Raw genomic sequence first — 20,785 nt, 5'->3', positions numbered from 1 at the left:
CAAGCTTTTGTTCTAAAGCTCGAATTCTCGAGTCATAACGAGTAGAAAAGCCAGCATTTTCAGAATTACCATTTGAAAGCTGGTTTTTGGCATTAGCTAATTGTTTGGCAAAAGCTTCAAGTCTCTTTTTAGTTTGCTTTATTTCTAATTCAATACTTGCAAGTTTACCTTTTTCTCCTTCTAACTAAGCCATAGAAAGAACCTGATACAGGAAGAATATCAGAATAATTCCGTTTGAAGTCAGCTAGCCTCTGTTCCGACTCCATGAGTCTATTTTCATACTCTGCGATTTCGTTATCAATGAAGCGTTCGGCGCTGTCAGTATTACGCCTGTTGTCACCTAACGCACCTTCTACAAATAGGTTGAGCGTTTCTTGAACTACACGTTGTGCTACAGCAGGGTCTCGGTTTGTATATGAAACTCTGTAGATATTGTCTCGAGGAGTGCTGTTAAGTCGAATGGTGTTTTTTAAACGGTTAACCAGCGCATCAAACTGGGCCTCTGATGAGGTAGTGAGGTCGAGGTCTGAGTTACGAGCTATTTTGGCTACGTTGTCAGGGGTGAAAAAGGTTCTGGCCATTAACCGTATTTCTTGTTGCTTGTTTGTCTGAATAGCCAAGCCCCTTAACAAAGGCTGCAACATTGAGCGCGTGTCAACGTGAACGGTCGCATTCGAAGAGTAATAGTCAGGTTGATTTGCCACATATAAAAAACCTGCAGGACAAATTAGCCAACTGCAGATAATAACGTACCGCTTCTTTATCCAAATACCTTTAAGGTAATCAGACGCTAATGTAACAATTGATTGTAATTCTTGCATTACTACTACATCTAATCCCTAAAACCACGCTTCTGGAATAATTACGATATCGCCTGGCAGCATATCCACGTTTTCAGTAATATCTCCATCTCGAATCAAATCGTCGATGTTTAATTCAAAAACGCGTTTTTTACCATTTACTACACGTATTAGTTTCGCACCATTTCCGTCTGCAAAATTGGTGAGGCCGCCAACCGATATCATTAAATCGAGTAATGTCATATGTTCAGAGTAATTGACGGCTCTAGGCTGCGATGCTTCGCCGATAACCCTCACTTGCTCGCTAAGTGGGCCCGAAAAATTGTTAACACTAACCGTAACTCGAGGTGAATTCACGTAAGTGGATAATGCATCTTCAATTTCTCTTGCGAGCATGGTAGGCGTTCTACCCGCCACGTCTAAATCTTCAACCAATGACGTTGTGACTTTTCCGTCTGGGCGAACGACGACTTGAGTCGACAGTTCAGGGTTACGCCAAACAAAGATATTTAGTCTGTCCCCCGGCCCAATCAAATACTGATAATTATTAACATCAGTGGTTAGCGATGCTCTTGTAGTCGCCTCTGGTAGAGTTGAAGTATTAGTACATCCTGATAGTAGTGCCGTAGCTATAGTTATCGCAACAAGTGGCTTACTGCATCGCATAAGAGTTCGTCCTGCGCTCGTTTAGTTATATTCTATGATTCATAAGAAATTCAAAGTGTAGCAATCAAACACTACATTAGTAAAAACTATAACGCCAACATAAGTTCTAGTCTACGGCTTTAAAAAACTTTATGATGGCAATAGATAATTTTTGAAACGGAGTTTTAGTGTGGCGCAAAATACACGCAGACAAAGGAAAAGATCTAACGTATTGGTTTTTACTGAAGCGTGTTTAATAGCTTACGTTGGTTATATTTCCCATTTTGTACTCTCGAGCTTAGGCCTTTCACCTACTGTATCGGCTGAAAAACTGATAGTGAACGTTGGTTTGTTCACTGTGTCGGTATTGGTCTGCTCGCTGTCTGTAGGCTTATATGAAGCAAAATTGAGAGAGACATTTCGTGGAATCATTAGACGAATATTTGTCAGCCTTGGCTTAAGCTATTTCGTTGTAGAGTTAGGAAGCCGCGCTTTTTTCGATGAACTGGTAATGGATTCCTATTTTCTGCCAGTTGTAGTGGGCTTCAATATTATTGTCATCGTCGTTTTTCGTTATTTCACGCACAGGCTGGGTTTGCTTGGTTTAGGGAAGGTCAGAACTGTTGTTATAGGGGCTGGTGAAAGAGCGTCAATCATCGAAAAGCGAATGAGAAGAGACGTTGACAGAATTGGTTTCGAACTCATGGGTTTTATTCCTCTTCCTGGCGACAACAGAGAAGATGGCATCAAAAAAGAAAGAATTGTCCACGTAAATATGGCGAACAATTTCCTTCAATTCATTTTAGATAACGACATTGAAGAGATTATCATCGCCTGTGACCAGCGAAGAGGGACTTTGCCTGTAGAGGTACTATTTGAATGTCGTTTGCGTGGTATAGAAGTCACAGAGCTTCTCGATTTTATGGAACGTGAAACGGGTCAAATTGTGGTTAATCTTATGTACCCAAGTTGGGTAATTTATTCAAACGGGTTTCAATCACAAAATTACTTAAGAGATGCTTTAGATTATAGCCTAAATGCATTTTTGGCGTTCGTGATTTTTTTATTCGTTTGGCCAATAATGTTGGTCGCCGCGGTATGTATTTTTCTTGATGATGGAAGAAAAGGCGGAGGCTCTATCTTCTATAAGCAGGAGCGCGTAGGGCTAAACGGAAAACTTTTCAATATTATCAAGTTTCGAAGTATGCGTTCAGATGCAGAGGCTACTGGCGCCAAGTGGGCTGTTGCAAATGACAGCAGGACAACGCGTATTGGTAATTTTATGCGGAAATACCGCGTTGATGAATTACCCCAGCTTTGGAATGTTATCAAAGGTGAAATGGCGTTCATCGGTCCACGTCCTGAGCGCCCTCAGTTTGTCGAACAATTGGTAAGAGAAGTGCCATATTACAATCAACGTCACAATGTTAAGCCAGGGTTGGCCGGATGGGCACAGCTTAACTATCCATACGGAGCGAGTGTCGAAGACTCAATGGAAAAGCTTAAGTTTGATTTGTATTACGTAAAGCACCAGAGCTTGCTTTTAGATATCCTAATTTTAGTGCGCACCGTAGAGGTCGTTTTATTTGGCAAGGGGCGATGATGAAAGATGGTCGTTTGAACGCCATGACGGTGGATGTTGAAGATTACTTTCAAGTATCAGCATTCGAAAACGTTTTTACGCAAAATGATTGGGATAAAACACCACTTAGAGTTGACCACAACACAAATCGCCTGTTAGACCTTTTCGAAGAGCATAATGTTAAAGCAACGTTTTTTACTTTGGCATGGGTAGCGCAAAAATGCCCATCACTGATTAAGCGAATTGTAAGCGAAGGCCACGAGCTAGCAAGTCATGGTGTTGCGCACCGAAGAGTGTCGACAATGACGCCCGAAGAGTTCAAAGAAGATGCTGGATCGAGTAAGCAAATTCTAGAAGATATTGGTGGTGTTGCCGTTAATGGATATCGAGCTCCTAGTTTTTCTATAAATAGCGCCAATGAGTGGGCTTTTGACATTGTTAAAGAGCTTGGTTTTTTATATTCCTCAAGTACATACCCGATAGAACATGATTTGTATGGAGTGCCCGATTGGCCTCGATTCAAATACCAGAGAGTTGAAGGGCTTTGGGAAATTCCAATTCCAACAATCAAAAAGTCGGGCAAAAACATTGGAATAGGCGGGGGAGGCTTCTTTAGGCTATATCCATACTGGTACTCGAAGCGCCGAATAGAAACTTTTTTTGCTAATGAGTCGGCGCCATACAACTTCTATTTTCACCCTTGGGAAATAGATCAACAACACCCCAGTGTTAAGGGAGCATATTTAAAGTCTAAGTTTCGTCATTTCATCAATCTTAAAAAGATGGAGTCGAAAGTAGTTCGACTTTTAGAGGACTATAACTGGACAACAATGAGCGCAGCCTACGATATAAAAACGGTGTAGTGGTGTAATTTATGAGCTTTATGGATAAGCAGTCAAATAGGAAGTTTGTAACGTTACTTTCGATAACCATTGCTCTCTGGGCGCTTTTTTTCTGGCAAGGCATCGTTACCGCTTTTGACATTTGGTGGGGCAATGAAATTTTCAATCATTGCCTATTTGTCGTTCCTACGTCAGCTTATCTTATTTATCAAAAACGCAATCAAGTGCCTACTTGCTCGATTAAGCCCACCCTGTTACCCCTAGCTTGTATTGTTCCATTTTGTTTTCTGTATGTTGTAGGCCAAGTCGGTGATATCCAGCTTTTTATGCATGTGGCTGTATTCACCATATTGCCATTGCTAATTTGGTCTCTATTGGGTCATGACGCTTCTAAAGTAATTATATTCCCTCTTTTCTTCTTATTGTTTGCGATACCGATAGGGGAGCAATTGATTCCTCACCTTCAGGAAGTTACAGCAGATGGCTCAGTAGCATTACTCAAGGCCGTGGGCATCCCTCTATATAGGAGCGGGTTGTACATCGAAATTCCGGCTGGTCGCTTTTTAGTCGCAGAGGCGTGTTCAGGTGTTAGCTTCTTTATTGTCAGTATTGTAATTGGCTCGCTGTTTTCCTATTTGAGCTTTGTTTCTATTAAGAAAAAGCTGGCTTTCGTAACCATCTCGGTATTTTTGCCTGTTTTAGCTAATGTTATTAGAGTTTTTGGCATTATTTATATCGCACATAAAACTGATATGGAGTATGCGGCGGGCGCTGATCATCTTATTTATGGTTGGTTTTTCTTTGCATTTGTTATCGTTTGTCTACTGGGTATCGGCGAGCTAATGCGCGATAAGAACATACCTGTTGATACGGCTCAAAACGCAAATGTAAACCAGACAGCTGATATAAGCCTCAAGAAGCCAACAGCAATATTCTCAGTATTGTGTTTATTTGGTTTGTGGGGAACAAGCTATTCTTTAAGTGGGCTAGAAAATACTCAAGCCGCTTTTAGTCAAAAGGAAATTCAATCGCTCTTAGAATGCAATAAGCATAATGTTGGTTGGCGACCCGTAGTTGAGGGCGCTGACGGGATTTCTCGAAAGCAGTATCTCATAAGTGATATCTGCCAGGCGGTATTAATTCAGGCCAATTATTATAGTCAAGACAGCGAATTAGTGAGCGGACTAACACTGCTTTACTCTGAAAAAGAATGGTCTTTAGAAAATACTAAAAGTGAAAAGGTCCAAATTGGTGACCAGCAGGTCATGGTTTCGTTTATATATTTGACATCGCCAACAGAACAAAAAGTTAAGGTAACCAAATGGTATGAAGTTAACAATCGAGTTTTCACTTCAAATATCAAAGCCAAATTATATGTAACCTTCTTAAAAATGACGCGTCAATACAACGGTGGTCGCCTTTTGATGCTAGCCGTGCCTCAAGAAGCAAACACTATAGAGTTTCAAATTACCGAATATTATGAATAAAACATTAGTACTTACTGAGAACTTTCCTCCAGTAGAAGGAGGAAGTGGACGATGGTTTTGGGAACTCTATTCTAGATTGCCAAGCGAAAGTGTAGTGATTGCTACTAATTTATCTGACGAACAAATCGCTGCTTCACCAAATGGAATGATAATAGAGCGAATACCTTTGCAAAGTGCAGAGTGGGGGTTAAGAGCCTCGCTAAACCTTTCGTTTTATTTCAAAAGCGTTAGGCACGTTTTAAAGCTGATAAAGAAACACGGCATAAAAGAAATACACTGTGGGCGAGTGATTCACGAGGGAGTGATAGCCTGGTTAGTATCAAAGTTCACCAACGTGAAAGTTGTATGTTACGTGCATGGTGAAGATGTTGAAGTTGCCGCAATAAGTCGCGAACACAGTTTTTTGGTAAAGCGAGTTTGTCATAAGTCTCATACTCTTATCTGCAATAGTGAAAATAGCAAGCGCCTTGTACAAACCTTGAACTTTGCTAAGCCAGAAAAATGTGTGGTTCTTCACCCTGGTTTTGATGCGCAACAATTTTGCCCCGCGCCACCAAATGCACAAATACGAAGCTCCTTTGGATGGAACAATAAATTTGCCGTTATAACAGTTGGGCGCCTACAACGAAGAAAAGGGCAAGACTATTTCCTGCAAGCAATGCCTGAATTGTTAAAACGCTTCCCTGATTTGCACTACACCATTATTGGAAGGGGCGAGTTAAAAGACGAACTAAACAAACAAATTGATACATTAGGTTTAGCTGAAAGCGCGCGAGTTGTTACAGATGCAGATGACGATAAAATGGCTGCAATGTATCAACAGTGCGACCTTTTTGTTTTGCCCAATAGGACCATAGGGGGAGATATAGAAGGGTTTGGAATGGTTCTTCTAGAAGCCCAGGCATGCGGCAAATATGTCGTGGCTGGGAATTCTGGTGGCACGAGAGAAACCATGAATGTTGGTGAGACGGGGTTCGTAATAGACTGTAATTCGCCAGAAGAAATTGTTGATGGGTTTTCACTGGTCATGCATCAGCTTCCAAAATTAAGTGCCTCTGCGAGTTCTTTTGTAAAAGAAACTTTTTCTTGGGACGTTCACGTGAAAAAAGCAAAGGCTCTGTTTGACAGTTTCACTGACTAAAAAAACGCTAGTTAGCTCAGCTTTTTCTAGCGCGGCACAAATACTCAGTAAACTGCTCGGATTACTGAGCACTTTAGTTGTAGCGCGTGTTCTTGCTCCAGAAGTGTTTGCAGTTGCTGCACTGCTTTCGATAACACTTTACTTTGTAGATGTTCTAGGGGACGTAGCAAGTGAAACCTATATACTGCAGAAAAGACGAGTTTCGTATTTCGACCTTCACAGTGCATGGTCTTTAAACCTTGTCATAAAAACAGGTTGTTGTCTGTTGTTGATTGCCCTAGCCCCGTTTGCGGCAGCGTTTTTTGAACAGCCATCATTAACCTCGCCGCTTCAGGCTGCAACGCTAGTTTTACCGCTTAAGGCCTCATGTTCGGTTCATTTTTTGAAGTTAAAGCGACACCTTAAGTATGGGGCGCTTACTTTGGCTACGTTAATAGAGCGTGCTGGTGCCACAATATTGCTGATTTCTTGTGCCCTTTTATATGAAAATGTTTGGGCTTTTGTTTTTGCAGATATAGGTGGTGCTGTTTTACTTTTGGGGGCAAGTTACCTAATTTCTAAGCAACGCCCCATATTTATGTTAGTAAAAATAAAAGAGCAATGGATGTTTTCAAAGTGGCTTCTAGGTAAGCAAATTGCAGGTTACCTTCGGTCTCAGCTAGATACGCTGCTTGTAGCAAAATTCTTTTCAGCAACAGTTACTGGTCATTATTATATGGCAAGGGATGTAGCAATGTTGCCGGGTCGGTTTTTGCTAGGCCCCGCAATAGAACCCCTTATTGCTTCATTTCGAAGCGAAACAATACAAGGGAAAGCGTTGTTGGAAAAAGTAGCAGTAAGTTATTGCGTTGCTTTACTTATTGCTACGCCGATCACAGTATTCGTCAACTACTTCGCAGATATTGTTGTATTGGCTCTACTGGGCGAACAGTGGGCGCTAGCTTCGAGCTTTATGCCCTATCTCATTTTTCTATTCTTTTATTGGGTAGTACTGCAAATTACCGAACAAGGCCTTATTTCTCAGGGGAAAGTTAGCTTTTTGTTTTTCTTTGATGTGCTTTCCTTGCTATTTATTGCGTTTGTTTTACTGGTAGCATTGAAAGTTAAGATGGATATTTTGTGGGTAATAGAAGCACGCGTTGGAGCAGGCTTCTTGCTGACCGGACTTGCTGTTGGCATCTTGTACTCAAAGCAATGGAAGGCACTGATTGGCGTTTTTGTTAATTTATTGGCATTTGCCTTTATCAGTGTCGGTTCTGGTGAAGCGGCCGCTTTCGTGGCAAGCCACATCGCCTTGTTATGGGCGCCGTTTAAGCTTGCTATAATCTCTATTGTATTTGGAGCGGTTTACATTGTTTTAACTTTCTCGTACATGTTTTGGTTATCGCCAAAAGTCTATCGTGGGCAGCTCATATTTATTTTCCAAGAAGCTTGGACCACACTGAGCGCTCTTCGGCGTTCACACTAAGTTGTGTGTTGTTATCTATCACTCCCGAAGCGCCATCTCTAGGCATTATTTTACCTAGCACAGTGTTGCTGCTAATTTCTACGTCTTGTGTGTGTACAAATCGAAATTCGATTGCGTTAGGGTAGCCTGATGTTAGCAAAACATTATTGGCAATCACTTTGGTAGCGCGGGCGCTCTCCAATATAATGCCAGCATCTCTATAAGGATGGTTCTTGTTATTGTGAATAATTATATTGCCTTCGATAACGCCGCCAATGTGCTCGTTCTCAGTATTGTCCAGACCAAACCCAATGCCCCTATCACTATTGAAAATAATGTTGTTTTTTACCACTGTATTTTGTGATTGTCGCCAAAAATGTATCGCATGCTCAGCAACATGTTCAGATGGGCTTGCTATGTTCTCGAAGCGGTTGTTTTCAACTCGCCAATTCTTTGCACGATGTGCATCTATTCCACCTATATAAAAATTCGGTCCAATGCCAGCGGTGTATGTAAATAGACAATTCTGAACTGTTCCACTTTCTGAAAACAAAGAGTTGGTTTTAGCGCTTGCGCTAACCTTAAGTAATTGCTGGTAACTATCGCGCAGTATACTGTTAGTTAACGTAAAGTTGTCTGCTCCAGTTTCTGCCCTTACCTGAATGAGATGGTTGGTGCTTTGCTCAAGTGTAACGCCAGATAGTGAAAAGTTGTCCGCATGAACATCGATAAGTACTTCTGCGCCGCTATGTGGAATAGGGGCGCGCATGCCGCTTCCCTGAAAAATTATATCGTTGGGGTTACCTGTAGACCCGCTAATAGCAACATTGTTTGCGGTTATTTGCAGCCGATGATTAAGCCTATATACGCCGGGTAGAACAATAATTTGAGTGTCGGGCCGAGTAATAGCCCTTGATAAGTCTTCAACACTGTCGACCGTTACCGACGCCAAGCTACAGAAGTGCGTAAATAAAACGGCAATGAAGGTTAAAATTCTCATTGTTACTTTCTCATTTTTATAATAGTTGCGGGGTTTCCACCAACAATCGCAAAATCGGGAATATCTTTTGTCACTACTGCACCAGCGGCAATAACACATTTCTTACCTACATTAGCCATTACAATCGCTCCATTCCCTATCCAAGTGTCCTCGCCTATAGTGATAGGAGTAAAGGTGCCGCCTTGGTCTCTTATTGGCGTTTGTAGATCAGTAAAGTTATGTTGCTGCTTTCCACTTAATATGTGTACGCCGCTGCCTAATAAGCAGTCTTTCTCAATTATACAAGCACCTATATTACACTGCGGTCCAATATATACGCCTTGCCCAATAGTGGTATTGGCTTGGCTTAACAATGTTGCAAACCCTATAAAAGAATCTTGAGAATAGTCTTTGACGGTTAGTCGATAAAACGCACCTCTTAAAAAATTCCCCAGCTTGCCAGGAAATAGGCTCAAAAATTGACTGAATGCCGCAAAAGAATTACTTGATGGAAAAAGTTTCAAAGCGAAATAAAGCAAAAAAAGAGGGCAAACTACAATGAGGGACATGACATGAATACATTTTTTTATCATAAACTTCATAGTCGTTAACTTCTTATTATTGTTTTAAGGTTTTGATGAAAGGCTCCATTTTGCTCTCCCAAGAGTAGTGGTCGAGTATGGTCTGCCTCGCATTTTGAGCAAGTAAATTCGCCATCGTCGTAGAGTTGAGCACGTTTATTAATGCGTGGGCAAATGCTTCAGGCTTATCTGCAATAAGCACATTCGTTTCATGTTTGCACATAATGCCTTCTGCTCCCATGGTTGTTGTTACAACCTACAGCCCGCATGACATAGCTTGCAGTACCTTGTTTTGAACTCCACGGGCTATTTGAAAGGGCGCGACAAATGCAGAAGCGTTTTGAAAGTAAGGCATTATATCGTCAACAAACCCCGTTACTTCTATTCCCTGCAGCTCAGACAACTTTTTAACCGCATCGGTGGGATTCATGCCTGCAATGGTGAATGTGGCGGTTGGAAATTTGTCCACAACCTTTGGCCAAATTTCCTTCGTGAACCATAGCACCGCGTCAATGTTTGGCTTGTAATCCATAACACCAGTAAATAATAAATTGTAATTTGACGGTTTTGTTGAAAAGTTTGATGCAGCAGGCTTGAATTCATGTGCGTCTATGCCATTGCCAAGTTCCACAACATTGGATGAACTGACCACAGTTTTGCTAAACAACGCAATTTCGGATTGTGCTATCAAAAATACTTTGTCTGCAATATGCACGCAGGCCTTTTCAAGCTTTCTTACTAAGCTTGCTTCGCGTCGGTAAAGCTGTGTCATCGGCCAACTGCTTTGCGCGGCATACTGTTGCCACTTGTCAGAATCCACGTCCATAAAGTCAATTAAAATGCGTGGTGTATGCTGAGATCTTTTGCGGTTGCTCTCTTTTTCAAGTGCGCTAGCATATGTAAATAAGCTTGAAGCGGTAAATAGTGCGGCCAAATATTCATTTGCGCTTGCGTAATTTGTCAGCCAATGCTGCAGCGCCATGTTGTGAAAGTTTGCCTCAGACAGCGACTTTGAAGAAAACAAGCCCTTGAATAATCGCAACCACCTAGGTGTTTTGTAAGAAAAGCCAAACGTACTTCCATTAATTTTTTCATTCAAATCACTTAACTGTTTTTTCTCTTCATCATCAGAAATAGAACAGCAAACATCGACCTTGTAGCCTTCGTTGATTAAACATTGTATTTGATGGAACGTGCGTATCTTTTCCCCTTTATTAGGAGGATAAGGAACACGTTGACTTACTACTAAAATCCGTTTGCTCAAAGCCTTTCACTCTGTTTTTACGATGAAAATATAAGTCTACATGTTGGGCAAGCATGATTGAAGTGTAAATAGTTGACCATGACTTTTTAATTAACTGGGAATAAATATTGGCTTGCATAGCGGCAATTGCCAATTTGCGCTTGCTCATTAAAGAGTAAATCTGTCAAACTACCAAAACTCAATATTCATTATTTTTGGAGAAGGAAAGCCGTGAAGCTGATTGTACAAATTCCTTGTTACAACGAAGAGCATACACTCCCTGATACATACAGAGACATTCCACGAAAAATTGAGGGTGTTGACACGGTTGAAATCATGATTATCGACGATGGCTCGACAGACCACACTGTTGAAGTAGCTAAGTCTCTTGGCGTCGACCATATTATTCGCAACAAAAACAATCGCGGCCTTGCGCGAACCTTCAGAAAAGGAATTGATGAGTGTTTAAAGCTTGGGGCTGATATTATTGTTAACACAGACGGTGATAACCAGTACGCGGGGTGGGATATTCCAAAGCTAATTCAACCTATTTTAGATGAAAAAGCCGATGTGGTTGTTGGTGACAGAAAAACACAAAATATTGAGCATTTTTCGCCAGTTAAAAAGCTCTTGCAGCGCCTTGGTAGTTACGTTGTAAAGAAGGTGTCTGGAGTACAGGTGCCAGATGCAGTAAGTGGTTTTCGTGCCTACAGCAGAGAAGCTGCACTGCAACTGAATATAATCAGCCCGTTTAGTTACACCATTGAAGCACTAATACAATCGGGTAAAAAGCACATGGCAGTTTCTCATGTGCTTAGGTAGAGACCAATGCCAAAACCCGAGAATCTCGCCTTTTCACCAGTATTCCCAAATTTATTGAGCGACAGCTGACCACAATCGTACGTATGTACACAATGTATCAACCGTTAAGAGTGTTTGTATTGCTCGGTGCACTAATTACATTAGTAGGCTTAATTCCTATCGTTCGATTTTTGGTTTATTACTTCATGGGTGAAGGTGATGGACATGTTCAATCATTAATATTGGGTAGCGTTATTTCGCTACTCGGCGCATTCACATTCCTCATAGCATTAATTGCAGACTTAATAAACTTTAATCGTCAGTTAATCGAGCAAACCTTGGAAAAAGTACGACGAATGGAACTGGTTATTCATAATGAGTATGGCAGTAGCCGATTGAGTTCTGATTTATCTGATAAAGGTGTAATTGAAAAGAAAGAATGCGGCGAAAGCGACAGGAATTAATGGCGATATGGAAAAGAAAAAAAGAGTCGCTTTTATAGGACCCATAGAACCATTTAGAAGTGGAGTTGCCAAGCATTCTAATCAGATAGCGCTTGAGCTGTGTAATCGAGCTGATGTCGAGTTACAGGTTTATTCGTTCAAACGTCTGTATCCAAAAATTCTGTTTCCCGGTGATGGCGACCGCGATAAGTATCTACGGCCGCCCGAGCAACTTGGTGCCAAATTTTGGATCGATACCCTCAATCCCTTAACTTGGCAAAAAGTGATCGTTAGCATTAAAAGATCCAATACGGATATAGTCATTATTCCTGCATGGACATTTTTTGTTGCACCGTGTTTAGGTTGGATTAGTCGCGCTTTAAGACGCTCAGGTATTCATGTAATCTCTATTGTGCACAACGCTTTTGACCATGAAGCAGGCCATATTAAGAATGTACTAATGAAGTACCAACTACTTAATTCTACAAGTTTTGTTTGCCACAATCAGTCACTTGCAGATGATATAAACCAAGTGATTGAAACCCCTAAGATTGTAATTACTCCGCATCCTATCTTTGACCAATACCCTCAAGCGCTAGGTGAACTAAAGAAACGAGCAAATCTCGAACTACTGTTTTTTGGTATTATTAGAGATTACAAAGGCTTGGATATCCTTTTAGAGGCACTGTCGCAGTTACCTGATGACATAGATTATCATTTAAGTATTGTCGGTGAATGTTGGAGCGATATAAATCAATACAAAAATCAGGCACAAGCGTTGGGACTTGTTGACAAAATCGAATTTGTAGATCGCTACGTCTCTGATCAACAAGCTGCAGAATACTTTCATCGCGCAGATGCGGTTGTACTACCATACCGTAGCATGACTGGAACGGGCGTAATTCCATTGGCTTATCATTACCAAAAACCGGTAATTGCGACAAATTTACCAGCATTTCACGAGGTAATAAAACAAGGTAAAACTGGTTTTATCGGCAGCGCCGTATCCGCCACGTCAGTTGCCGAATCGTTAATGGAATTCACTCACAACTGTAACACCGATGAAATGGCGAAACATATTGTCGATTACCGCAAAATGTTCAGTTGGCAAAAGTTTACCGAAAATACCTTATCGCTTGGGAATCTTTAGGATGAGCTTTTCACCTGATGTAAGTATTACGCTGACTCGTTACGCCGAGCCAAACTGGTTGTTTTTAGAAACATTGGAATCCCTTTCTCAACAGAAAAATATTCGTGCTCATGTTTTTGTGTTGGACCAACAAAATAACGAGGAAATAAGAACTTTTTGCCAACAACATTCATCGGATTCCATCTATCTAGATTACCAAGTCATTCCGGCCAAAAGTCTGTCCTATGCTCGTAACGAAGCGATTTGCCAGTGCCAAACAGATTTATTGTTTTACATAGATACCGACGCTGTCGCTGAGCCGAACTGGGCGCAACAGCTCTATGTAGAAATGAGCAAAACTCAAGCCGCAATTGCTGGCGGAAAGATTGTTCCCAAATGGCATAAACCCCCAGGCTTGTTGCAGAAGAGTCGCTTTGTACTCGACCAATATTCAATGCTAAACCTCGGCGAAACTACCTTCAAAGTTAAAAAAGTGATTGGCGCAAATTTCGCAATAAATAAAGCCTTACTAGGCGATTTGGCGCATTTTGATGAAGAGCTTGGCCGCCAAAACGGTAAGTTATTGGGCGGTGAAGAAACCCAACTATGTTCAGATGCCAACGACAAAGGTTTAGACGTTATATATGTTGGTTCCGCAGCGGTCCAACATCAAGTCATGCCTGAGCGAGTTAGCTTTAAATGGATTTCCAAACGCATCTATTACGGCGGTTACTCTCGTGCATTGCGCGGCGGAAAACCTGAGCCAAGCAATGGTGGCGGAAAGTTTGATGGTTGGGATTATTTTGCTCTATTGCTGTTAATGCCCTTTTATGTTTGGGGTTACTTACAAGCCAAAATGAGTAAGTGGTAATATGAACAACATGACTCAACAAACACCGCTGGTCAGTGTCGTCATGTCGGTATATAACAATATCGATTATATCGAAAAAGCCGTCGCCAGCATTTTGGCGCAGAGTTATGAGCATTTTGAGTTTCTGATATTCGACGACGGCTCAACTGACGGTTCCAGAGAGAAGTTGCAACAGTATGCGCAACAAGACCCACGCATAAAACTAACTCTAAATGAAAAAAATCTAGGTTTGCTACCCAATTTAAATGCAGGATTAGAGCAAGCGAGCGGAGAATATATCGCGCGCATGGATGGTGATGATTATTCCTTCCCAGACCGCTTCAAAAAACAAGTTAACACCCTTCAATCTCAAGCAGAAATTGTTTTGGTTGGCACTCGGTTATTACACAATCGATAAAAATGACAAACGTTACAAACTTACGATTGAAGCAGGCGAAGCTTGGGAGGTGTATTGGATAAATCTGTTTCGTCCCGTGTTAATGCATCCATCCGCCATGTTCCGTACAAGTCTTATAACCGAGCATGGATTGCGTTACAAAGACGATATGTTTCCAGCGGAAGATTTTGATATGTGGTCACGAATGGCGGCTTACGGTGAGATTCACGTAATACAAGAGCCTCTGATTGAATATCGTTTGCATGACAACAATATTTCCGCTACCAAATTTGAAGCGCAAATGGCAAAAACAGCAGAAATCGTTAAAAACAATATCCGACGAGAATTCCCAGATTTGGCAAAACATTACGCCAGAGATTTACTCGGGACGATGAACGTATTGTTTACTCATAATTATCTAACCGCCAAAGACTTCGACTCAGCAACACGACTTTTTAACGCTTTGCTTGATTCAGTCACAAAAACAAAAAAACTCAATGCAAAAAGTCAGCAGCAGCTGAAACAATTGGCCGCACGTTGGTTGCTAAAAGGTTGGTTACGGTCAAAGAAGCAGAAGTTGGCAGGCGCACTAAAGCTGCGTAGTTTTTCTCAACCTATTGTCAACGAAGTGTTCAAAATCATCAAAAGGCGCATGAAAAACGCTCATGTTGAATAGTCTCGAACGTAAGATTTACAACTCACTGCCAAATGCTCAAAAGTTCGACACTTTAAGAGGCGCACTTCTGCTAAAAAGACCTCGCTTTATTGAAACGACTGATCAAATGTTTGAACATATTTTATTTATAACAGCTTACTTAAATAAGTTTAGTTAGGTCGATTTAACAATGAAAGCACAAACTAAAACACCTTTAATTTCGGTTTATATTCCAACGTTTAATCGACCTGACGAACTACAAAAAGCGGTCGACTCGGTGCTAAACCAAACATATCCAAACGTTGAAATTCTTGTTGTTAACGACGGTGATACTTTGCCAGAACAAATATTGTCCTATCTAAAAAACAACAATGTGATTCAGTTGAGCACACAAGGGCGACAAGGAGCTTGTGTAGCCAGAAACAAAGCAATTATCGCGGCAACTGGTGAATATATTACGGGCTTAGATGACGACGATACGTTCACACCAGAGCGATTAGCAGAATTTTATAATTGGACCGCAAAACACGGTGATGCGTGCCTGTTTACCAATTACATCTACGTTGAAACTGATAAACGCAAAAAGCGCCGTTGTAACTATTCAGAAATTGACAAAAACATCATCTTTCAAGGGAATTTCATCAACAATCAAGTGTTTGCGCCAAAACGATTTTTTGTAGACTCGGGTTTATTTGATGTGACCTTACCCGCTTGGCAAGACTACGACATGTGGATTCGAATGATCAAAAACTTCGGACCCGCGATTCTACTAGATAATTACAGCTATATCATGGACGGGAGCGCTGACATTCGGATCAGCAAAAGCCCTGTATCGGTAGAAAAAGCGATTACGATATTTACTCAAAAATACCCTGAATACCAACAAGAAAAGTATTTAGCGTATGCGTTGTGTAGCAAGCAAACTTATTATTCAATCGCGATTAACTGGAAAGATTTCTGGTTAATGTTTAAATACTTAAACAAAATATCTACCTGTCGATTATTGTTGTCAAAAACAATTTACAGATTGTTTAAAGTTGCGACTTAATTAACTACTGCTAGTCCAAGTAATTATTCAATATTGTATTAACTTCGAAAAACGTCAAATGATTATTGGTTTCACTCCAATCTGTCAGCTTCGCTGAAATTAGCTCTAGGCCACTATCCATGCGCAGCTGAGTTGGTAATCCTCGCTCAGCCTTAAGCTGTTCTAACTCGCGCACGATACAGCCAGCGGGCAAAGAAGTATCGACCTCAAAAACAAGGTATCTGCTAAATTCACCAATTAGTTTCAGTGAGTGTAGGAAAAAGCTTCCATTGTCTTAGGACATAAATTAGCTATTTTCTGGTAGTTTTTATTACCAAAAAATTTATTCAAATCAGTTTCTATATGCCCTTTAGGTTGATATTGAATATCGACAAATGAATCAATATCATATTTTTTTTCTAGTGAAAGGTCATTAACAATCTGGAATATAGATTCCGATTTATTTTTCACGAAGTCTTCATAGCGAACTAAATACATTTTGTCTTTGTTTTCTAAATAGTTCTCTGTGCATTTTTCGATTCTCCTAGCTAAATTTTCAACGACTGTGTAGTCGTTTTCCTCACCATTTAAAATAAACGACCAAAGTTGATTTCCATTATACATGTCAGATACTTTGACATGCTGAGAGTCGAGTGTCCCGTCTAACTTCAGTCGATTAAATATAGAACGTATCGTCTGATGTGGGCTACGTGCTATAAAGACAAAATCGGCATTAGGATATAATTTTTCAACTAGTTCGAAATTCAATGTAAATTCTGGATCTTTTACAATTTGTTGATAAAAAAAAGACTTTTTGGATTTGCTTAAGGAATTAAATGAAGACGGCGAGTGATAAAACTGATTTATTATTTCACTATCCCCAACCTTGACAGCATATGTCGGGTCATTAGAGTACGAGAGGCCTGTAGCTTTAGAAATCAAGTTTCCAATAACCGTCGTACCTGACTTTTGATGTCCTAGCACAACCAACTTGGTATTTTTTTCGCCATAAATCATAGCCAATACATTTTCTTTTAAGCTGCAAGAACTATTTATTTTCATTACTGTGAACCTTAAATTTGCGAAAACATGCGGAGATCAAATTTTGTCAATCTTCATTTCGCGACCCACTTTTTCAGCCAACTGACCAAGCTTCTTTTTTTGAGTCGGTTGCCTTAAAAGTAGTTTTAAAATTGCCTCTGGACTACTTTCTAGACCATGAGCCATAAGGGGAGTCAACTGTTGTAAATCTTGTTCTGATAAATTTAAGCTCAATGGTTGGTATAAAGACCACTCAAGCTTTGAGCGATAAAGGTCTGTAAGTAAGATAATACTGTCTTTGTCTAAATCTTTGTATATGAAAAGTGCTAAAAAATAGGACAAAATCAATTTATAAAAGGCACGATCATTTGTAATTTTTGATGTAACACTTGCTGAGTTATATACATATTCGTATAAACTTGATTTTAGTAAGTAGATTGACTCTGCCTCGTAAAAACACCCAAAGTTTATTACGGCATCCTCATGGGTATCCTGTCTGATTGGATGCTTAATTGTTCCCCATTTTTTTATGTTGCTCGCTTTGTATAGTTTATTCCATAGCGCTCCAGTACCTAGCTCGAGATGACAGTAAGACTCAAATATATCCTTTTTCTGCACACCTTCTTTATTTAACGAAACTTTATGATTCAAAAACTCTCGAGCTTGTGTAACTCTGTCCGCATTACAAATTACAATATCAACTGAATAAGCCTCTCCTACTTTAAGCATTCGCTCATACATAGTAGGCTTTACAAAATCATCCGCATCCATAAAGCCAATCCAGCTGCCTGTCGCAGCCTCGATACCTACTGCCCTCGCTTTGTATACGCCCTGATTAAATGGCAAATCAATTACCTTAACCCTAGAATCTATCTTCGCTAGTAGGTTTGCAATATCTAAGGTCTTATCATCCGAGGCATCATTAATAATAACAATCTCAACTTTTCTCAATGATTGTTCGATAAGGCTATAAATACTTGCCTCTAATGTCTTTTCTGCGTTATAAGCGGGTACTACTATAGAAACAAGCTGTGAATTTTCCAATTAATTATCTCCAGATAAATAAGTTTGTAAAAAGCTACTTGCTTCTTTGATAAGCTCTGAACGCTTAATATTTATCTGATTCCAATCTATTTCGGAAACTAGAATCTCTTTATCAATATTTAGCTCTGAATCAACAAGCCTTTTCTCCAAGTTAAACATTGATAACAGCGAATTAAACCGAGCTAAACCTCGGCTTACATTACCAACGGCGATAAAAGGCTTATTAAAAATAATAGAAAATACACAACCATGAAAAGAGTCAGTTACCACATAATCACAAAGAAAAAGCTCTGTAACCAAAGTTCCACTCCAGGATAAATACACTTATCAATATGCTTTGGTTTAACCTTTATATAATCATCTGGTTTTATAGTTAGGCTCTCCTTAGAAAGTAAACTAGCAATTTTTTTTGCAATATCCTGCTTTTCCTTGGCTGGATCCAATATATAATTTAGTACTCTTCCGCTAGCCCCTAAAACATCGCTCTTTGGCATAAGCGCTTTATAATCAGATGATTCCAACAATAAAGTAGGGTCGACGACTTTTACAGCATCAACATTTAGATAGGATTTACAAAGTTCAATTGCTGAGTCCTCTCTCACACTCACAGCATCAAACCCACTAATTAAAGAGCGACACTTTCTCGTATCCTGTTCATTGAACTCCCATGTATCAACTCCAAATGAGGCAGCGTAGCTAATACGCTTAGGAGAACTTTCAATCTTGGAATAAAAATCAAAAAAGTAGTTCGCTATGCAAGGAGAATACTTAGGACGCCACACTTGATCACTGCCAACAATTAACAAATCTACTGGGTTCTGTGTAAAGTATTCTATCAACTCTTCTTGTTTAGTAATTTCAGGAGAAATTTGAATATGATTAGCTTTAAACGAGTGAAGATTAGTCAATACATATCTAACTTTATGTATAGATGGTCGATTTTTAATCTTCCCTTTTGCAAGACGGATTGTATCATTTACCCAAATTTTTAATTGTTCAGAGATGGTCAGCTTCACATCTAACTTTCTGCGGTCGACCGTAACTACATCTGCCCCCAACTTTAAAATAGCGTGTTGAAGCGCATAAGCTTGTAACAAGCCTCCATAATTGTGCCCCAAAGGTTGAGTCAAAATAGCTACTTTCATTGTGTTAAGGTGCTCCGTTGGAAAAGTATCTTTTAATTAGTCGATATGTCATCCTGAGATCGTTGGGATCTTCACTGTGGATAAATTTATCGAGCTCTGTACTGTAAACAAACAAAGGGTCGCTTCCCTTAGCGCCAGTGAATGGATATTTCTTACCTTCAATAGGCTCATCGATAGGTTTCATGTACGGATTCTCGATCAAATACTCCCACCTTCGACTTGAAAAATAAATATTGTCTGGTTTTTGCAATTTAATGTCCGGCATTAGTTCACAAAACTTGGTATTCAAAAAGTTCCTTTTATAAGGTTCCGCGCTAATCTGGTATTTTATATTCGTCTCATCTGAATTAAACTCTTGGCAGATTTTATCTACTAACTCGTTGATTTCGTTTTCAGAATTTATTGCGCCGCCAAAACGAGCTTCATCATTGATAAAAATCCCCGCAAAATTCCCTGTGTCGTAAAATGTACCAAACGCTTTCGTTGTGTCTGCGTCAAACCTAGTAATAGGCCTACGAATCAAACCCTTTTTGGCAGGAGTTTTTGCTGTATTTGCTATATTTACTCCGAACTTATTCGATAAGAATTTAGTCAACCTGCGTTTAAACGCCTTATACATTCCTTCTTTGTTCAAATAGCCATTATTCGCTAACCAAACATCCGCATTACCCTCATATTCAAATGAAGATGTACTGTGATCACCAATAAATAAGAAGTTTTTCGGAGCTAAAGCCTTAAAGATATCTTCAATATGTTGATCTAACTTTTGATAGTGTCGAATTATACTTTCTTGAACCGTCGTAGTTGGTAAAAAATCAACACCTTCCTGCTTAGCTTTTTTCAAACCTTCCATACATCTGTTTATTTCATAACGACACAAGTATTGAATTTCAGTCGTAATCCTAAAACAGTGAAACCCAAAGTGAGGCTTCTCAGCTAAACTTAATTCAATAAACGTATTTTTCTGGCATTCTTCTGCTGCGGTTATTTTTTTTATAAATTCAGAGACAGTCTTCGTTCCACCAGGTAACCTTACATCAAATACATACTCGTTACGCTCTAGAACTTTTTCATACTTCTCAGGATAAAACATTCCCTTTGGTATGCCTCCTCCCGCTTTTAAACCTCCACCGCCACCGCATGATAAAAAATCCGTTTACTTCATCGACAGGCCCGGTCGTTGGCACATTTACGATGCCAACACTCGCACCGCTTTCGTTCAGAACTTCCCACAGCGGTTTTGAAGGACTCTCATTAACCATATCTTTCTTTGAGTAAGAAGCACTGAAATCGTAGCTTTTGTCGGCGCAAGGCATTAAATAAAAAGCCTTAGTATCAGCCGCATGTTGCCCCGTTAAGACCTCAGCCCATCCTCTACTAATTAAATCTTCTGTTAAGGTTTTAGATTTTGCTGTCTTAAACAGCGACTGAGTGAAGGGCATGGGCAAATTATCAATAATTTCTTTTGTGCCTCCATCAATCCCGATAACAAGTAGATCCATGTTA

24 protein-coding genes and 1 pseudogene are annotated in these 20,785 nt (G+C 40.1%); 12 read left to right on the top strand and 13 right to left on the bottom strand.

The features are described from left to right. Positions 1-164 precede the first annotated feature (164 nt). Both V6N89_RS15195 and V6N89_RS15190 read right to left on the bottom strand, forming a co-directional pair. Positions 165-821, bottom strand: coding sequence for a hypothetical protein (locus tag V6N89_RS15195; RefSeq protein WP_346992897.1), 657 nt, complete (start codon positions 819-821; stop codon positions 165-167). 18 nt (positions 822-839) lie between these two features. Further along, positions 840-1,466 carry an XrtA/PEP-CTERM system exopolysaccharide export protein gene (locus tag V6N89_RS15190; protein WP_338518287.1) on the bottom strand — a complete coding sequence of 209 codons (627 nt, stop codon included), beginning with the start codon at positions 1,464-1,466 and terminating at the stop codon, positions 840-842. 169 nt (positions 1,467-1,635) lie between these two features. On the opposite strand from V6N89_RS15190, the gene V6N89_RS15185 reads away from it, so the two are divergent. From V6N89_RS15185 to V6N89_RS15165, 5 genes are read left to right on the top strand one after another with little or no spacing between them, the layout of a single operon-like run. Next, positions 1,636-3,048, top strand: coding sequence for a TIGR03013 family XrtA/PEP-CTERM system glycosyltransferase (locus tag V6N89_RS15185; RefSeq protein WP_338518286.1), 1,413 nt, complete (start codon positions 1,636-1,638; stop codon positions 3,046-3,048). Further along, positions 3,045-3,890, top strand: a complete 846-nt coding sequence (locus tag V6N89_RS15180; protein WP_338518285.1) for an XrtA system polysaccharide deacetylase — start codon at positions 3,045-3,047, stop codon at positions 3,888-3,890. The genes V6N89_RS15185 and V6N89_RS15180 overlap by 4 nt, the downstream gene beginning before the upstream one ends. Positions 3,891-3,901: 11 nt before the next feature. Beyond that, positions 3,902-5,356 carry an exosortase A gene (gene xrtA, locus V6N89_RS15175; protein ID WP_338518284.1) on the top strand — a complete coding sequence of 485 codons (1,455 nt, stop codon included), beginning with the start codon at positions 3,902-3,904 and terminating at the stop codon, positions 5,354-5,356. Further along, positions 5,349-6,497, top strand: a complete 1,149-nt coding sequence (locus V6N89_RS15170) for a glycosyltransferase family 4 protein (protein ID WP_346992896.1) — start codon at positions 5,349-5,351, stop codon at positions 6,495-6,497. Before xrtA ends, V6N89_RS15170 begins: the two co-directional genes overlap by 8 nt. Then, positions 6,478-7,965, top strand: a complete 1,488-nt coding sequence (locus V6N89_RS15165; protein ID WP_338518281.1) for an oligosaccharide flippase family protein — start codon at positions 6,478-6,480, stop codon at positions 7,963-7,965. The genes V6N89_RS15170 and V6N89_RS15165 overlap by 20 nt, the downstream gene beginning before the upstream one ends. On the opposite strand, the gene V6N89_RS15160 is transcribed toward V6N89_RS15165, so the two are convergent. Genes V6N89_RS15160 through V6N89_RS15145 form a run of 4 tightly spaced genes read right to left on the bottom strand, consistent with a single transcriptional unit; the run spans position 7,913 to position 10,768 of the window. Next, on the bottom strand, positions 7,913-8,944 hold the full coding sequence (locus V6N89_RS15160) for a right-handed parallel beta-helix repeat-containing protein (RefSeq protein WP_338518280.1): 1,032 nt from the start codon (positions 8,942-8,944) through the stop codon (positions 7,913-7,915). The two genes, V6N89_RS15165 and V6N89_RS15160, sit on opposite strands and share 53 nt — an antisense overlap. 2 nt (positions 8,945-8,946) lie before the next feature. Beyond that, the gene (locus tag V6N89_RS15155; RefSeq protein WP_338518279.1) at positions 8,947-9,525 is read right to left on the bottom strand and encodes an acyltransferase; all 579 of its coding nucleotides are present in this window, start codon (positions 9,523-9,525) and stop codon (positions 8,947-8,949) included. A 16-nt stretch (positions 9,526-9,541) separates the two neighbouring features. Further along, the gene (locus V6N89_RS15150; protein ID WP_338518278.1) at positions 9,542-9,727 is read right to left on the bottom strand and encodes a hypothetical protein; all 186 of its coding nucleotides are present in this window, start codon (positions 9,725-9,727) and stop codon (positions 9,542-9,544) included. A 33-nt stretch (positions 9,728-9,760) separates the two neighbouring features. Then, entirely contained in the window at positions 9,761-10,768 is a 1,008-nt protein-coding gene (locus V6N89_RS15145) for a glycosyltransferase (RefSeq protein WP_346992895.1), read from the bottom strand. Positions 10,769-10,978: 210 nt separating this feature from the next. Here V6N89_RS15145 and V6N89_RS15140 point away from each other — a divergent pair, with 210 nt between their 5' ends. From V6N89_RS15140 to V6N89_RS15110, 7 genes are all read left to right on the top strand, one after another. Continuing rightward, on the top strand, positions 10,979-11,569 hold the full coding sequence (locus V6N89_RS15140; RefSeq protein WP_338518276.1) for a glycosyltransferase family 2 protein: 591 nt from the start codon (positions 10,979-10,981) through the stop codon (positions 11,567-11,569). A gap of 92 nt (positions 11,570-11,661) precedes the next feature. Then, the gene (locus V6N89_RS15135) at positions 11,662-12,012 is read left to right on the top strand and encodes a hypothetical protein (RefSeq protein WP_338518275.1); all 351 of its coding nucleotides are present in this window, start codon (positions 11,662-11,664) and stop codon (positions 12,010-12,012) included. Beyond that, the gene (locus V6N89_RS15130) at positions 11,975-13,141 is read left to right on the top strand and encodes a glycosyltransferase (RefSeq protein ID WP_338518274.1); all 1,167 of its coding nucleotides are present in this window, start codon (positions 11,975-11,977) and stop codon (positions 13,139-13,141) included. The genes V6N89_RS15135 and V6N89_RS15130 overlap by 38 nt, the downstream gene beginning before the upstream one ends. A gap of 1 nt (position 13,142) precedes the next feature. Continuing rightward, entirely contained in the window at positions 13,143-13,991 is an 849-nt protein-coding gene (locus V6N89_RS15125) for a glycosyltransferase family 2 protein (protein ID WP_338518273.1), read from the top strand. 1 nt (position 13,992) lies between these two features. Further along, on the top strand, positions 13,993-14,388 hold the full coding sequence (locus tag V6N89_RS15120) for a glycosyltransferase family 2 protein (RefSeq protein ID WP_346992894.1): 396 nt from the start codon (positions 13,993-13,995) through the stop codon (positions 14,386-14,388). Then, entirely contained in the window at positions 14,282-15,043 is a 762-nt protein-coding gene (locus V6N89_RS15115; RefSeq protein ID WP_346992893.1) for a hypothetical protein, read from the top strand. The genes V6N89_RS15120 and V6N89_RS15115 overlap by 107 nt, the downstream gene beginning before the upstream one ends. Before the next feature lie 169 nt (positions 15,044-15,212). Then, positions 15,213-16,070 carry a glycosyltransferase gene (locus tag V6N89_RS15110; protein ID WP_338518270.1) on the top strand — a complete coding sequence of 286 codons (858 nt, stop codon included), beginning with the start codon at positions 15,213-15,215 and terminating at the stop codon, positions 16,068-16,070. Between the two features lie 61 nt (positions 16,071-16,131). Here V6N89_RS15110 and V6N89_RS15105 read toward each other — a convergent pair. The 7 genes and pseudogenes from V6N89_RS15105 to V6N89_RS15075 all read right to left on the bottom strand — a co-directional run. Then, positions 16,132-16,287: pseudogene (locus V6N89_RS15105) on the bottom strand (IS3-like element ISAma2 family transposase); the annotation flags it as partial. A 26-nt stretch (positions 16,288-16,313) separates the two neighbouring features. Further along, positions 16,314-17,111, bottom strand: a complete 798-nt coding sequence (locus tag V6N89_RS15100; protein ID WP_431189734.1) for a sulfotransferase — start codon at positions 17,109-17,111, stop codon at positions 16,314-16,316. 36 nt (positions 17,112-17,147) lie between these two features. Then, a complete protein-coding gene (locus V6N89_RS15095; protein WP_346992892.1) occupies positions 17,148-18,134 on the bottom strand; it encodes a glycosyltransferase family 2 protein in 987 nt (328 codons plus the stop codon). Continuing rightward, positions 18,135-18,434: a polysaccharide pyruvyl transferase family protein gene (locus V6N89_RS15090; protein WP_346992891.1), complete on the bottom strand. Its 300-nt coding sequence runs from the start codon at positions 18,432-18,434 to the stop codon at positions 18,135-18,137. Further along, positions 18,398-19,279, bottom strand: a complete 882-nt coding sequence (locus V6N89_RS15085) for a polysaccharide pyruvyl transferase family protein (protein WP_346992890.1) — start codon at positions 19,277-19,279, stop codon at positions 18,398-18,400. The genes V6N89_RS15090 and V6N89_RS15085 overlap by 37 nt, the downstream gene beginning before the upstream one ends. 4 nt (positions 19,280-19,283) lie before the next feature. Continuing rightward, the gene (locus V6N89_RS15080) at positions 19,284-20,372 is read right to left on the bottom strand and encodes a hypothetical protein (protein ID WP_338518267.1); all 1,089 of its coding nucleotides are present in this window, start codon (positions 20,370-20,372) and stop codon (positions 19,284-19,286) included. Continuing rightward, positions 20,359-20,781, bottom strand: coding sequence for a hypothetical protein (locus V6N89_RS15075; protein ID WP_346992889.1), 423 nt, complete (start codon positions 20,779-20,781; stop codon positions 20,359-20,361). Before V6N89_RS15075 ends, V6N89_RS15080 begins: the two co-directional genes overlap by 14 nt. Positions 20,782-20,785: the final 4 nt, after the last annotated feature.

It is taken from the genome of Alteromonas gracilis (assembly GCF_036870955.2).
Taxonomy (GTDB): domain Bacteria; phylum Pseudomonadota; class Gammaproteobacteria; order Enterobacterales; family Alteromonadaceae; genus Alteromonas; species Alteromonas gracilis_A.
This window is presented reverse-complemented; position numbering and strand designations above follow the sequence as displayed.